Raw genomic sequence first — 15,145 nt, 5'->3', positions numbered from 1 at the left:
TTGGCGGGTGTCCAACTTTTGGGGGGACAGCTCAGTTTTTTCAGACGGCCTCTTTTTTCAACAGCCTTAAAGCGTTCGCCACCACCACCAGCGAACTCAGGCTCATGCCCAGTGCGGCCACCCACGGGGTAACGTAACCGCACACGGCCAAGGGCACCACAATCAGATTGTAAACGCTGGCCCAAACCAGGTTTTGGCGGATAACCAAACGGGTGCGGCGTGCCTGCCGTATGGTTTTCGGCAACACGCGCATATCTTCGTTCAGCAGTATCACATCAGCCCCTTCGCGGGCAACGTCGGCACCACCCGATACGGCCACGGAAACGTCGGCCTGCGCCAGCACGGGGGCATCGTTGATGCCGTCGCCCACCATCAGCACTTTGCGCTGCTGCCGCTGCAGGGTTTCCACATAGGCCAGTTTGTCTTCGGGCGAGGCTTCCGCGCGGTAGCTGTCCAAACCCAAACTGCGGGCAAGGTTTTCTACGGCGGGGCTGCGGTCGCCGCTGAGCAGGTGCAGCCGCACACCCTGCGCTTTAAGTTCGGCCAGCATATCGGCAATGCCTGCTTTGGTTTCGTCGGCCATCAGAAAGGCCGTCTGAAAACCTTGTTGGTTGCCGAGGTAAACCAAACCGCCGCCGTGCTCGATCATGCCCGCTTCGGGCAGCTTGCCGGATATGCCCGCCACAAAATCCGCCTTGCCCAACGCCCAGATTTGCGTTTCGCCGTTTACCGTGAGCCGTGCGCTCACGCCGCTGCCCACATGGTTGGTGCGCTGTCCGGCACGGATTTCGTGCTGCCCTTCGGCGCCCGAACGTTCGGCATAATCCAGAATGGCTTTGGCCACAGGGTGTTCCGACTGTGCTTCCAGCACACCGGCAACGGCAGCGGCCAGGCGGCTGTTCAGACGGCCTAACGGGCGCGCCTCGATAACCGACAAAGTGCCTCGGGTTAACGTGCCGGTTTTGTCGAACACCACATCGTCAATCTGAGCCAGAGTTTCCAAACTGCCGCTGCCGCTGATCAAGATGCCGTCTGAAGCCAGCACGCCTGTGGAAGCGGCCAGCGCGGTGGGCGTAGCCAGCGAAAGCGCGCACGGGCAGGTAATCACCAAGAGCGACACGGTAATCCACAACGCCTGCATGGGGCCGGCGTATATCGTCCACCCCACAAAAACCGGCACGGCCATAACCAGCAGGGTCAAAATAAACGATGAGGCATATTTATCGGCCAGCTCGGCCAAACGCGGTTTTTGCGCCAAAGCGCGGTCGAGCAGTTTCGCAATATGCGCCAGCCGCGTGCCGCCGCCCACTTGATCGGTGCGGACAACCAGCGGGCCGGACGTGTTGAGCGTGCCCGCCACCACTGCCGAGCCCGCCTGTTTGGGCAGGGGAAGGCTCTCGCCGGTGAGCATGGCTTCGTTTACCTCGCTCTCACCGGCCAGCACCGTACCGTCTACCGGAATCACTTCGCCGGGATACACCGCTACCACGTCGCCCGGGCGCAGCTGTACCACCGCCGCCTCTTCGGCCGTTTCGTTGTCGGGATAACCGCTCAGCTTATGGCAGAACGCAGGCACCAGCTTCACCAGCCGCTCGGCCGCATCCCCCGCCTTGCGCCTTGCGATCTGCTCCATATAGCGGCCGCCGAGCAGAAAAAACACAAACATGGCAATCGATTCGAAATACATGCCCTGCCCCGCCCCGCTGAGCAGGCTGTACACGCCGGCCGAAAACGTCAGAATCAGAGCCACCGCCACCGGCGTATCCATGCCGGTGCGGCGGTTTTTGAGGTCGCGCCATAGGCCGCAGTAAAACGGCACCGCCGAATAAAACATCGCCGGCAGCACCATCAAAAACGCGCCCCAATGCAAAACGCCCAAATAAACCGGCTCGATTTCATTGCCGTAAAGATATTCGGGCACGGCGAACATCATTGTCTGCATCATCGACAAACCCGCCACCGCCAAACGTATCAGCAACTGCTTGCGTTCGGCCTGCACCTGCTCTTCCATTTTATGGGCATCGTAAGGAGCAGCGCTGTAACCGCTTTTCTGAATGCGCAGCAGAATATCGGAAAGCAGCACGCGGCTGTTGTCCCACAACACGCGCACGCGGCGGGTGCTGTAATTCAGATCAGCCCGCAACACCCCCGCCGTGCGCAGAAGCTGCTGCTCGATCAGCCACACGCAGGCGGCGCAGGTGATACCCTCCAGCATCAGCACCGCCTCGCGCTCTTCGCCCGTTCCCGCCTCCACAAAACCGGCCTGCACTTCCGGCAGATCATAAAGTTTCAGGCGGTCGAGAATTTCCTGCGGCGGCAGCGCCGCTTTTTCGGCATCGGCCGTGCGCTGTTTGTAGTAATTGCCCAGCCCCGCATCAATAATCCCCTGCGCCACGGCCTGACAGCCCGCACAACAGGTGTCGCGCGGTTCGTTTTCGTAAACCACGGTTAAAGAAATGTTGTCGGGCACATCCAGCCCGCAATGGAAGCATGTTTTTTTCATAGGCCGGAATTGTACGCGCAGCGCTTGGCACGGGCAACGACACGCCGCCCTTTCAGACGGCCTCGGACTTTCCGCTGCCCGCTGCATGTTTTGTTCCCATCGTCCGGCCAACAACGTTATCGATTCCAAACTATTGATTACATAAATTTACAACACTATTCTCTAAAAATATCAATTTATTGTCATATAAATTGACAACAAAATTTTAATATTTAAAAATATTGACTGAAAATAAAAAACAGGCTGCGCAAGCAGCCCCAAAAAAAGCAAGATCATAAATCAATACATATCCAAACGTTTCTTTACCCGGAGATACCCATGATTGACCGCCTGATGCCCATTTTTGCCGTTATCGGCGTGCTGTCCATGCTCGGCTACACCGGCCTTGCGGCTTGGGCTGTTTACGACAGCCTGTTTTCAAACAAGAAAAAAACCACCCAAACACACACACAACATACCGCCGTTTAAACGGCAACACAGGACGGAAGCTTTCGCAAAATCCCCATCTGCCGCGCATTTCTGCGTTGCCCGCTGCGCTACTGCGCCTTGAACTGCATCCGCATCCGGAGGTTGTGCAAGGGTATCGGGATAAAAATACAGCCGTCAGGCATACCCGACCCGCGCATAACGGCTGCATTGCCGCACTGCCCCGCCCGATTTCCAAACAGGCCGTCTGAAAGGTTTTCAGACGGCCTGCGCCTTATTGAAAACGCCCTTCTTTCAAGGTAAAATCGCGCATTCGAAACGAGCGGTAAAAATCATGACCAAGTTTATTTTCGTAACCGGCGGCGTCGTATCTTCATTAGGTAAAGGTATCGCCGCCGCTTCTATTGCCACCATTCTCGAATCGCGCGGTTTGAACGTTACCATGCTCAAACTCGATCCCTATATCAACGTCGATCCCGGCACCATGAGCCCGTTCCAGCACGGCGAAGTGTTCGTTACCGAAGACGGCGCCGAAACCGACCTCGATTTGGGCCACTACGAACGCTTTATCAATTCCACCATGCTGCGCCGCAACAGCTTCAGCGCAGGCCAGGTTTACGAACAGGTGATCGCCAAAGAACGCCGCGGCGACTATTTGGGCGGCACCGTGCAGGTTATCCCCCACATCACCGACGAAATCAAACGTAAAATCCACGAAGGCGCGGCGGGGCACGATGTGGCCATCGTCGAAATCGGCGGCACCGTGGGCGACATCGAATCGCTGCCTTTTCTGGAAGCCATCCGCCAGATGCGCAGCCAGCTCGGCCGCAACAACACCTTATACGTGCACCTGAGTTATGTGCCCTATATCGCCGCCGCCGGCGAAATCAAAACCAAACCCACCCAACACTCGGTGAAAGAATTGCGCGAAATCGGCATCCAGCCCGACGTGTTGATCTGCCGCATGGACCGCATTCTGCCCGAAGAAGAAAAGCGCAAAATCGCCCTGTTCTGCAATGTGGAAGAGCGCGCGGTGGCGGGCAGCTACGATGCCGACAGCATCTACGAAATCCCCGAAATGCTGCACAACCAGGGCATCGACAACATTATTTGCGAGCAGTTGCAGCTCAACGTGCAGCAGGCCGATTTGACCGAATGGAAAAAAATCGTTTACGCCATCAAAAACCCCAAACACACCGCTAAAATCGCCATGGTCGGCAAATATGTGGATTTGACCGAATCCTACAAATCGCTGACCGAAGCCCTGAAACACGCCGGCATCCACACCGAAACCGACGTGCAGATTACCTATGTGGACAGCGAAGCCATCGAAAAAGAAGGCACCGGCTGCCTGCACGATATGGATGCCGTCCTCGTGCCCGGCGGTTTCGGCGTGCGCGGTGTGGAAGGCAAAATCGCCGCCGTCAAATACGCGCGCGAAAACAATGTCCCCTATTTGGGCATCTGCCTCGGTATGCAGATTGCACTGATCGAATACGCCCGCGACGTGGCCGGCCTGCAGGGTGCCAACTCCACCGAGTTCGATCTGAAAACCCCGTATCCCGTCGTGGCGCTGATCGACGAGTGGCAAACCGCCGACGGCAGTGTGGAAAAACGCGACGAAAACGCCGATTTGGGCGGCACCATGCGTTTGGGCGCACAGGAAGTCGAATTGAAGCCCGGCAGCCTTGCTGCCAAAATCTACGGCAGCACCGAAATCAAAGAACGCCACCGCCACCGCTACGAAGTGAACAACAACTTCGTGCCCGAGCTGGAAAAAGCGGGGTTGGTGATCGGCGGCGTGTCCGCAGGGCGCGAACGCTTGGTGGAGACCATCGAGCTGCCCGGCCACCCGTGGTTTTTCGCCTGCCAGTTCCACCCCGAATTCACCTCCACCCCGCGCAAAGGCCACCCGCTGTTTACTGCCTATATCAAAGCGGCATTGGCAAACAAAAACAACCGATAAGCTGAAACACCTTTGCAAAATACTTCAAGGCCGTCTGAAAAACAGGTTTTCAGACGGCCTGATAATTTTATAGCGGCTTAAATTTAAAACAGTGCAGCGTTGCCCCGCCTCAGCTCAGAGAGAACGATTTTGTAAGCCGCTGAAGCGGTAACAGAACCGGTTTCGTACTGTCTGTACTGTCTTCGGCTCCGCCGCCCGGCCTCTTTTAACGCAGCTGCGGCAACACGCTCAAAATGGCGGAAAGCGCCGCTTCGCCCAAACGCAGCGAGCGTTGGCCGTTCCAACCGAAATCGTCGTCGGGAAGGTTGTCGTTGTCTTTAAACGGCATCTCCAGCGTGTAGGCCGGGCATTTGAACTGCTCACCCACCCAAGCGGCGGCCATGGCCATATTGGCCTCTCCGGGCGCGTCTTGCGCGTAGCCGTGTTCGTCTTGGAAATCGGGGCTGGCGGCGGCGAAGGCGTTTTTGAAGCGGGTTTCCAATCCGGCGATACGGCCGTTATACGAGGGCACGCCTTCGGTGCCCGCCACAAACACGAAAGGGATGGTTTCATCGCCGTGGATGTCTAAAAACAAATCCACGCCGGTTTCGAGCATTTTTTCGCGCACATAATAAACTTCGGGGCTGCGCGCCACGGTCGGGTTTTGCCATTCGCGGTTGAGGTCGGCACCGGCGGCATTGGTGCGCAGGTTGCCGTGCACCGAACCGTCGGGGTTCATATTGGGAACGATATAGAACGTGGCCTGATCCAGCAGCGCGCGGGCGGTGGGATCTTGCGGGTCGAGCAGACGCGAAAGCAGGCCTTCTACGAACCATTCGGCCATAGTTTCGCCGGGGTGCTGGCGGGCGGTTATCCATACTTTCACATCGCTGGCAGCCTGATTGCCGATGGTGAGCAGGTTGATGTCGCGGCCTTCCACGGTGCTGCCCAAGTCATCTATCTGGCACAACCCGCTGCCTTGCGCGTCGCCGAGCAGGTTGAGGTGCTGCTCATGGGAATACGGCTCGAAATAGGCGTAATACACGCTGTTGGCCAGCGGCGTGTGCTCGATGGTGAGCACGCCGTTTTCGTAGCGGGTGGGCACGCGGAACCAGTTTTGGCGGTCGTAAGAAGCCACGGCCTGATATTCTTCCCAACCGGCGGGATAGGCGGCGGAAGCGGCGTTTTCAAAGTGCATCACGCAATTCTGATAAGCCGCGCCCTGTAGGCGGAAATAAAACCATTGGGCGAAATCGGAGGCGTTGTCGGGGCGCAGTTGCAGGCGGATATCGGCGGGGTTTTCCGCATTGATTACGGTTACGGCGCCGGCATCAAACCGGGTGCTGATTTTCATGTGGATTCCTGTTTATAACTGATTCGGTTTAAGGCCAAATACAAAGCGGCGGGCCTCAGACAGTACAAATAATCCTGCTGCCGCTTCAGGCTTGTCAGACAGGCCTGAAGCGGTTATTTTAAACCGTTTGGCGTTTAATGTCTTATCAGAGGCAAAACAGGCCGTCTGAAAATATTCAGACGGCCTGAGCGAATTTCGCCAAGCCCCAAACCACAAGCCGCATCCATCCTCCCGTCAGTTTTACATCAAACCGTGTGAGTTTCCGACGCTTGCCATATAACGGAAAAGCATGGTTTTCAGCATCACGTTCTCTTAAAATACCGAAACAGGCCGCTTTTCTCCAATCATTTAAAAAACAGGAGGCCCTCCGTGCAACTGCCCGTATGTTGGAAAATACTGCTATAGAAAACCATGAAGCCGATATAGGCCGTCTGAAACACACCTTCTACACACCCACTCAGAAAAAGGAACCTGCTGCGATGAACACCAAAACCATTTACCTTGCCGGCGGCTGCTTCTGGGGCTTGGAAGCCTATTTCCAACGCATCGACGGCGTAGTTGACGCCGTTTCCGGCTACGCCAACGGCAACACCGAAAACCCTTCGTATGAAGACGTGGTGCGCCGCAACACCGGCCACGCCGAAACCGTGCGCGTGGTTTACGATACCGGCAAACTAAGCCTTAACGATATCCTGCAATATTTTTTCCGCGTTATCGACCCCACCAGCCTCAACAAACAGGGCAACGACCGCGGCACGCAATACCGCACCGGCGTGTATCACACCGACCCGGCCGAGCAGGCCTTGGTTGCCGCCGCGCTGAAGCAGGAACAGCAGAAATACGCCCAACCCTTAGTGGTGGAAAACCTGCCGCTGAAACATTTTTACGAAGCCGAGGAATACCACCAAGACTATCTGGTTAAAAACCCCGACGGCTACTGCCACATCGACATCCGCAAAGCCGACGAACCGCTGCCCGGCAAAACCGCCCCGCAAAACGGCAAAGGCTTCGATGCCGCCGCCTACCGCAAACCGAATGATGCCGAGCTGAAAAAACGGCTCACCGCCGAGCAATACCGCATCACCCAGCAAAACGGCACCGAATATGCCTTCAGCCACGAATACGACCACCTGTCCGCGCCCGGCATTTATGTCGACGTGGTCAGCGGCGAACCGCTGTTCAGTTCCGCCGACAAATACGATTCGGGCTGCGGCTGGCCGAGCTTCACCCGCCCGATTAACGCCTCATCCGTTACCGAACACAACGATTTCAGCTACAACATGCGCCGCACCGAAGTGCGCAGCGCCGCCGCCGATTCGCATTTGGGCCACGTTTTCCCCGACGGTCCGCCGGCCAAAGGCGGCCTGCGCTACTGCATCAACGGCGCCAGCCTGCGCTTTATCCCGCTCGATAAAATGGACGAAGAAGGCTACAGCCGTCTGAAAGCCGCCGTAACCGGGCAAACGCGTTAAGGCCGTCTGAAACCCGCACAAACAAGGCAGAACCATGTTAGGCGCAGCCATCGGCGACATTGCAGGTTCGCGTTTCGAACACGCCCCCTGCAAAAGTACCCGCTTCACTTTCTTCACACCCGAAAGCGGTTTTACCGACGACACCGTCTGTACTGCCGCCGTGGCCGACTGGGTACTCGGCGGCTGCCGCACCGATCTGGCCGCCGTGATGCAGGCATGGTGCCGCCGCTATCCCGAACCGCGCGGCGCCTACGGCGCATCGTTCCAACGCTGGATTATGCAGCCCGATCCGCAACCCTACCGCAGCTGGGGCAACGGTTCTGCCATGCGCGTATCGGCGGCGGGCTGGGCATTCGGCACGCTGGCCGAAACCCTTGCCTGCGCCCGCGCCTCCGCCGTCATCACTCACAACCACCCCGAAGGCACCAAAGGCGCCGAAGCCGTGGCCGCTGCCGTTTACTGGGCACGCACGGGGCGCAGCAAAGCCTTTATCAAACGGCAAACCGAAAAAATGTTCGGTTACGGTTTGGATAGAAGCTGCGACGAAATCCGCCCCGGCTACACCTTCGATGCAAGCTGCGCGGGCAGCGTGCCGCAGGCGCTAACCGCATTTTTGGAAAGCAGCAGTTTCGAACACGCCGTGCGCCTGGCCGTTTCGCTCGGCGGCGACAGCGACACGCTGGCCGCCATTGCCGGCAGCATCGCCGAAGCGTTTTACCGCGAAATTCCCCACGAAATCGTAAAACAGGCTTTGGCCATTCTGCCTGCCGACATCAGCAGCGTGCTGCTGGCCGTTTCCGCAGAAGATTAAAGCTTGCCCTGCCGCACAATCAAACGGTACCCCCCCGGCCGGCCGCGCACCGCCGGACACTTCAACGTTTGGCAACATACCGCAGCAACCCGACGGCCGCCGCCTTCTTTACACCGCAAAACCTTTACTATATATTGCCGAATGGAACGGCTACACCCTACTACACGGCAGCCGTTTTCCCGAACACCATTATTGAACGTTTAACGGAACCGCCCGAATAATTTGGGGAAAGCGGTTTCCCATTCCCAAGAGGAGACACTCATGACTGCCAACGCATCAGAACGCGTAAAACACGAAGGCCTGCGCGCTAAAATCATGCCGGCCGAACAAGCTGCCGAATTTGTACACAACGGCATGACCGTCGCTGTCAGCGGCTTTACCGGCGCGGGCTATCCCAAAGAGCTGCCCACCGCCATTGCCGAACGCGCCAAAGCCGCCCACGCACGCGGCGAAGCGTTTGCCATCGGCATAATCACCGGTGCCTCCACCGCCCCCGAATGCGACGGCGTGCTGGCTGCCGCCAATTGTGTAAGCTTCCGCAACCCCTTCCAGTCCGACCCCGGCATCCGCAACAGCATCAACGCCGGCAACATCGCCTATCAAGATATGCACCTGTCGCACGTTGAGCAGCAGATGCGCCAAGGCTTCTACGGCGATTTCGACATGGCCGTCATCGAAGCCTCCGGCATCACCGCCGACGGAAAAATCATTCCCGCCATGGGCATCGGCCACTGTAACGAAGCGCTGAAAGCAGCGAAAAAAGTGATTATTGAAGTAAACGCTGCCCAAAACGCCAAACTGGAAGGTATGCACGACGTGGTGTACGACATCGGCGTACCGCCGCACCGCAAACCCATTCCGATTACCGGCCCGTTCGACCGCATCGGCTCGCCCTATCTCGAATGCGATTTAAATAAAATCGTGGCCGTGGTGCTCACCAACAGCGGCGACCGCAACAGCAAATTCGCCGACCCCGATGAAAATTCTAAAGCCATCGCCGCGCAAATCATCGACTTCTTCTCCCACGAAGTGAAAGCCGGCCGCCTGCCGAAAAACCTGCTGCCGCTGCAATCGGGCGTGGGCAATGTGGCCAACGCCGTATTGGCCGGCCTGTTAGACGCACCGTTCGATGATTTAACCGGCTACACCGAAGTGCTGCAAGACGGTATGCTCGACCTGATTATCGCCGGTAAAATGAAATCGGCCTCCGCCACCGCCCTCTCGTTCAGCCCCGATGCGCTGCAACGTTTCAACGACAACATCGAGTTTCTGCGCGACAAAATCATCTTGCGCCCGATGGAATACACCAACAACCCCGAGGTTATCCGCCGCTTGGGCGTTATCGGCATGAACGCCATGATTGAAGCGGATATCTACGGCAACGTGAACTCCACCCACGTGATGGGCACCAAAATGATGAACGGCATCGGCGGCTCCGGCGACTTCACCCGCAACGCCTTCTTCTCGTTCTTCGTGTCGCCCTCGGTGGCCAAAGACGGTGCGATTTCCTGCATCGTGCCGATGGTTTCCCACCACGACCACACCGAACACGACGTGATGTTTATCGTAACCGAACAGGGCATGGCCGATTTGCGCGGCAAATCACCGCGCCAGCGTGCGAAGCTGATTATCAACAACTGTGCCCACCCCGAATACCGCGACCAGTTGAACGATTATTTCGACCGTGCCGAAACAGCAGGCGGCCTGCACACGCCGCACCTGCTGCCGGAAGCCCTTTCTTGGCACCAGCGTTTCGTCGAAACCGGCGATATGCGCATCAAATAACCTCATTTGCATCCGCAAACCCTTGCAGATTTTGTGCAAGGGTTTTTCATCAAAAATTCCTTTGCGGTTGAAACCCCGTTATTTATGGCGGTAGAATTTGAGCTTATTGGGGAGGGACGTAACCCATTCCCAATCAGGGCAACACGTAGGGCGACGCTTTATGTGCCGTCCTGTGTGTTGAAACATGCTTTAGCCTTATATCGGCCAATACCGAAGCCTTACCTTATAGTCAAAACCCGCAAGGAGATTTTATGAAACACGATTTTGAACAGCAAAAAGAAGCATTGATGAAAGAAATCCGCTCCGTGCTCAACGATGTGGAAGAGTTATACAACAGCGGCGTGGAAAGCGGCAGCGAAGAAGCCAAAGCCTTAAAAGCCAAACTGCAAGACAAACTGAGCTCGGCCAAAACCAAACTGTATGATTTCGAAGAGCAGGCCGCCCGCAAAGTGAAACATACCGCAAAACAGGCTGATGAACTGGTACAGGAAAAACCCTACTACGCCATGGGCTTCGCCGCCTTGGCCGGATTAGTGGTGGGCGTATTGCTCAACCGCCGCTAGGAGCTGTCGACATTTAACGCTGAGGCAGAGCCGGAGGCCGTCTGAAAACACTTTTAAACTGCACCCCGAAAGTTGTCCCCAACTTACGAAAGGTGCAGTTTTCTTATATTCCAATACCCTATAGCGGATTCAATTATATAGCGGATTAACTTAACTTCCGATACGTCGTTGCTGCGCCTTGCCGTACTATTTGTACTGTCTGCGGCTTGCTGCCTTGTATTGATGTGTTAATCCGCTATAGTGGCTTAAATTTAAAAGAGGACAAAGCGGGGCAATGCTGTACTGGTTTAAATTCAAGCCACTATATTGAAAATATAGAATATTCACCCCTTCAGCACCACCATTTCCACCCCTGCGGGCGACACCTTCAGATAGCCGCCGCTGCCGCCGTACCAATCGGGCAGCACATAGCGTTTCACCGTGCGGCCGTTGAAACCGTGTTCGTGCACCGCCGGCCGGTGGGTGTGGCCGTGGATAAGGGCCTCGGTTTGCGGATGGTCGTTTAAGGCCGCTTGAACGCCTTGTCCGGTTACGTCGGAAACGGGCGTATACCCCACCGCCTGTTTTTTCCCTTTGCTGGCGGCGCGGATTTTGGCGGCGATTTTGCGGCGGCGGCTTTGCGGCAGGGCGAGCAGCAGTTTTTGCAGCAAGGGGTTGCGGATAATGCGGCGGAAACGTTGGTAAGACACATCGTCGGTGCACATTTCGTCGCCGTGGCTGATTAAATAATGTGTGCCGTAAAGCTCGATTTCACGGATGTCGGGCAGCAGCGTTATCCCCGCCCGTTCGGCATAATTTTTACCGATCAGAAAATCGCGGTTGCCACAGATAAAATACACCGGCGCGGTGCGGCCGAATGCTTTTAACGCGGCGGCTGCTTCAACGGCGGTGTTGCTGAGAATATCGTCGCCCAGCCACACTTCAAACAGATCGCCGAGTATATACAGCGCGTCCGCCCTGCCCTGCTGTTCCTGTAAAAACTGCAGGAACAGGCGGTTGAGCGCGGGGGTGTCGTCAGACAGGTGCAAATCGGCGATAAACAGGGTTTGCGGCATGGCTGGGCGTTGATATGGTTATTTCAGACGGCATCATAACGGATTTACGCTGCTCGATAAAACCGCTTAGGCTGACAGCAAATCGGCCATCATGCGCTCATACACCGCCGAGAGTTTGGGAATATCTTCCAACAGCACGTTTTCGTTTATCTGGTGGATGGTGGCATTGCAAGGACCGAGTTCGATCAGTTCGTCGGCAACGGCCTTGATAAAGCGGCCGTCTGAAGTGCCGCCGCCGGTGGAAAGCCCGGCTTCGACGCCGCACACCTCTGCGATGGCGCGGCGGGCGGTATCGGTGAGTCTGCCCGCTTCGGTAAGGAACGGTTGGCCGGAACACGCCCACTCCAAACCGTAATCCACACCGTGTTTGTCGAGCACGGCGTGAACCCGCTGTTTCAAGCCTTCTTCGGTGGATTCGGTGGAAAAGCGGAAGTTGAATTTCACATTGAGTGCACCGGGTATCACATTGGTTGCCCCCGTGCCGCCGTCGATATTGGAAATCTGAAAGCCGGTGGGCGGGAAATATTCATTGCCCGCATCCCACTCTGTGGCGGCCAACTCGGCCAGCGCGGGCGCGAAAGTGTGCACGGGGTTGACCGCCAGATGCGGGTAGGCGATATGCCCCTGTTTGCCTTTTACGGTTAAATTGCCCGAAAGCGAACCGCGCCGGCCGTTTTTGATGGTGTCGCCCAACACGTTCACGGCGGTGGGTTCGCCCACGATGCAATAATCTATCCGCTCACCGCGCGCCTTGAGCGCATCCACCACTTTGGTGGTGCCGTCGAACGCGTCGCCTTCTTCGTCCGACGTAATCAGCAGCGCGATGCTGCCCGCATGCTCGGGGTTAGCGGCCACGAAACGCTCGCAGGCGGTAACGAAGCAGGCTATGCTGGTTTTCATATCGGCCGCACCGCGCCCGAACAGCCTGCCGTCGCGCTCCGTCGGTTCGAACGGCGGCGAGTGCCACAGCTCCTCCGCCCCCGCAGGCACAACGTCGGTATGGCCGGCAAAACACAAAACGGGCGCACTGCCGCCGCGCCGCGCCCAAATGTTTTTGGTGTTGCCAAAGTGCATTTCTTCAACGGTGAAACCTATTTTTTGCAGGCGTTCGGCCAGAATCCGCTGGCAGTTTTTGTCGTCGGGCGTAACCGATACTTGGGCAATCAGTTGTTTGGCAAGGTTCAGCGATGCGGTGTCTTTCATGGGGTTTCCTGTTTGTTTTTTTCAGACGGCCTGCTCCGGCAGTGTTTCTGCAGTAATACCGCGCTATGCTTTGTTGTGAAAAAGCCGCGCAAAAAAAATGCGTTCAGACAGCCCGAAATATCCGCCAATCGGACTCGGGCCGTCTGAACATCATCCGGCACAAAGATAATCTGCGCTTACAGGGTAAACGTTACCCTGTCGCTGCGCAGCACACTGCCCAGTTCGCCTTCGATCAGAATCTTGGTCTGCTGGCAGATTTCGTCTTCGCCGAAAGCCAGCCCCACTCCCTTGGGGCGGTTAACCGATGTGCGCGAAGGGTTGATCCACGCCACTTTGGTGCGCAGGTATCTCTGGCCGGGGTGGTCGGCAAGCTCTAAAGCCAGCAGCACTTCGTCGCCCAGTGAAAAAATATCGTCGGTGGGCACGAACAGGCCGCCGTGTTCGAGAAACGGCATATAGCTGTTATAAAGTGCGGATTTTTCCCGCAGTGTCAGCCGCATCATGCGGCCGGGTATGTCTTTGGGGGCATTCGTCATTGGTTTTCCCTTTTAATGTTCGGTTGTTATTTGTTTTGCCAAAACTCAAGATATTCGGTCAGCAAACTTTCGATCTGCATTTTAACACTCAGCGTGTGATATCCGTAAGGGCTTAGGCGGTTCAGACGGCCTGCAAGTGCAAACAGGGTCGCGCCGGATGTGCGCCTGCCCGTTTGCGCCGATGCCTGCGCGTGTTGCGGGTAATACAGCGGCGGCATATGCTGTTGCGCCAAACCCACATCGATCAGCCATTTGTGCAGCCAGTCGAGAAAAACGGCCAGCGGCTGTTTGTGTTTGTCGAACCCGGCGGCGTAGTCGAGTATCGCCAGCAGGCGCGGGGCGGCCAAAAGTTCGAGCAGTTCTTCGCGCAGTCCGTCGAGTTCGGGCCGGTGCTCGAACAGGGGCGCGCCGCCGTGAAAGGCCAGCAGGTTTTCGGCATCGTCGGTTTCCTGCTGCCGCAGATACTGCAAGGCTTCTTCGTGCGAAGGCGGCGGCAGCACCATTTGGCGGCAGCGGCTTTTGATGGTGGGCAGCAGTTTGTCGCGCGCATGGGTAACCAGCAGAAACAGCACGTTTTCGGGCGGCTCTTCCAATACTTTCAAAAGGCCGTTGGCGGCCTGGAGGTTCATGCTTTCGGCCGGATGAACCAGCACGATGCGCCGCCCGCCGCGCACGGAAGTGAGGTGGATGTTGTCGACCACTTCGCGCACGGCGTCGATTTTAATCTGCAACAGCTTGCGCCCCACCGCTTCGCCGTCGGGAATTTCGGGCGTGAGTTCGTAAAAATCGGGATGGCTGTTTTGCGCGAACAGATGGCACGAGGGGCAAACGCCGCAGGGGCCGCCCGCCGCATCAGGCCGCTCGCACAGCAGGGCTTGGGCGGTATGGCGTGCAAAAGCGGTTTTGCCGGTGTTCTGCCTGCCGGTAAACAGCCAAGCGTTGGGCAGGTTGCGGCGGTGTCCGGCAAGCTGCCGCCATTGGGTTTGGTGCCACGGATAAATCATAAATAAAAGCGCAGAAAACGGCTGGAAAAGCAGCCATTATACAGGTTTCACACGGCCTTGATTCTGCTAAAATACGCCTGAATTCAAAAACCTTTTTTCAGACGGCCTGATTAATTGAGGCCGTCTGAAAATCTTTCAACGGCCACACACCATGAACGACAACAAACCCGAAGTAACCCCCATCGAGCGCCCCGTGCTCACCCCGCCGGGCGGCCACAAAAAAGTGCTGCTGCATTCCTGCTGCGCCCCCTGCTCGGGCGAAGTGATGGAAGCTATGCTCGCCAGCGGCATCGACTACACCATTTTCTTCTACAACCCCAATATCCACCCGAAAAAAGAATACGAAATCCGCAAAAACGAAAACATCGCTTTTGCCAAAAAACACAATATTCCCTTTATCGACGCCGACTATGATGTCGACAACTGGTTCGAGCGCGCCAAAGGCATGGAAATGGACCCCGAACGCGGCCGCCGCTGCACCATGTGTT

General features: G+C 56.8%; 12 protein-coding genes and 1 pseudogene. 7 read left to right on the top strand and 6 right to left on the bottom strand.

The genetic code is table 11. The features are described from left to right. Nucleotides 1–40: 40 nt before the first annotated feature. A complete protein-coding gene (locus Q3970_RS07200) occupies nt 41–2,503 on the bottom strand; it encodes a heavy metal translocating P-type ATPase (RefSeq protein ID WP_303099907.1) in 2,463 nt (820 codons plus the stop codon). A 318-nt stretch (nt 2,504–2,821) separates the two neighbouring features. Here Q3970_RS07200 and Q3970_RS07195 point away from each other — a divergent pair, with 318 nt between their 5' ends. Continuing rightward, on the top strand, nt 2,822–2,971 hold the full coding sequence (locus tag Q3970_RS07195; protein WP_303099906.1) for a hypothetical protein: 150 nt from the start codon (nt 2,822–2,824) through the stop codon (nt 2,969–2,971). 292 nt (nt 2,972–3,263) lie between these two features. Beyond that, nucleotides 3,264–4,895, top strand: coding sequence for a CTP synthase (locus tag Q3970_RS07190; RefSeq protein WP_303099905.1), 1,632 nt, complete (start codon nt 3,264–3,266; stop codon nt 4,893–4,895). Between the two features lie 205 nt (nt 4,896–5,100). Here Q3970_RS07190 and Q3970_RS07185 read toward each other — a convergent pair whose 3' ends face one another. After that, on the bottom strand, nt 5,101–6,228 hold the full coding sequence (locus Q3970_RS07185; RefSeq protein WP_303099904.1) for a M14-type cytosolic carboxypeptidase: 1,128 nt from the start codon (nt 6,226–6,228) through the stop codon (nt 5,101–5,103). A 401-nt stretch (nt 6,229–6,629) separates the two neighbouring features. On the opposite strand from Q3970_RS07185, the pseudogene msrAB reads away from it, so the two are divergent. The 4 genes and pseudogenes from msrAB to Q3970_RS07165 all read left to right on the top strand — a co-directional run. Further along, nucleotides 6,630–7,700 (top strand): annotated as a pseudogene (msrAB, locus tag Q3970_RS07180) (bifunctional peptide-methionine (S)-S-oxide reductase MsrA/peptide-methionine (R)-S-oxide reductase MsrB); the annotation flags it as partial. 34 nt (nt 7,701–7,734) lie between these two features. Next, nucleotides 7,735–8,511 (top strand): ADP-ribosylglycohydrolase family protein, encoded by a 777-nt coding sequence (locus Q3970_RS07175; protein ID WP_303099903.1) that lies wholly within the window; start codon nt 7,735–7,737, stop codon nt 8,509–8,511. A 261-nt stretch (nt 8,512–8,772) separates the two neighbouring features. Next, complete coding sequence (locus Q3970_RS07170; RefSeq protein ID WP_303099902.1) at nt 8,773–10,296, top strand: acetyl-CoA hydrolase/transferase family protein; 1,524 nt, start codon at nt 8,773–8,775, stop codon at nt 10,294–10,296. Nucleotides 10,297–10,547: 251 nt separating this feature from the next. After that, entirely contained in the window at nt 10,548–10,859 is a 312-nt protein-coding gene (locus Q3970_RS07165; protein WP_303099901.1) for a YqjD family protein, read from the top strand. A gap of 323 nt (nt 10,860–11,182) precedes the next feature. Here the strand turns inward: Q3970_RS07165 and Q3970_RS07160 are convergent, their stop codons facing one another. From Q3970_RS07160 to Q3970_RS07145, 4 genes are all read right to left on the bottom strand, one after another. Then, nucleotides 11,183–11,914 (bottom strand): UDP-2,3-diacylglucosamine diphosphatase, encoded by a 732-nt coding sequence (locus Q3970_RS07160; protein WP_303099900.1) that lies wholly within the window; start codon nt 11,912–11,914, stop codon nt 11,183–11,185. A gap of 66 nt (nt 11,915–11,980) precedes the next feature. After that, nucleotides 11,981–13,117, bottom strand: a complete 1,137-nt coding sequence (dapE, locus tag Q3970_RS07155; protein WP_303099899.1) for a succinyl-diaminopimelate desuccinylase — start codon at nt 13,115–13,117, stop codon at nt 11,981–11,983. Nucleotides 13,118–13,293: 176 nt separating this feature from the next. Then, a complete protein-coding gene (locus Q3970_RS07150; RefSeq protein ID WP_303099898.1) occupies nt 13,294–13,653 on the bottom strand; it encodes a PilZ domain-containing protein in 360 nt (119 codons plus the stop codon). Between the two features lie 26 nt (nt 13,654–13,679). Continuing rightward, nucleotides 13,680–14,657: a DNA polymerase III subunit delta' gene (locus tag Q3970_RS07145; protein ID WP_303099897.1), complete on the bottom strand. Its 978-nt coding sequence runs from the start codon at nt 14,655–14,657 to the stop codon at nt 13,680–13,682. Nucleotides 14,658–14,808: 151 nt separating this feature from the next. On the opposite strand from Q3970_RS07145, the gene Q3970_RS07140 reads away from it, so the two are divergent. After that, on the top strand, nt 14,809–15,145 hold a 337-nt coding region (locus Q3970_RS07140), incomplete at its 3' end, for an epoxyqueuosine reductase QueH (RefSeq protein WP_303099896.1).

This window comes from Neisseria sp. (genome assembly GCF_030530745.1).
Taxonomy (GTDB): domain Bacteria; phylum Pseudomonadota; class Gammaproteobacteria; order Burkholderiales; family Neisseriaceae; genus Neisseria.
This window is presented reverse-complemented; position numbering and strand designations above follow the sequence as displayed.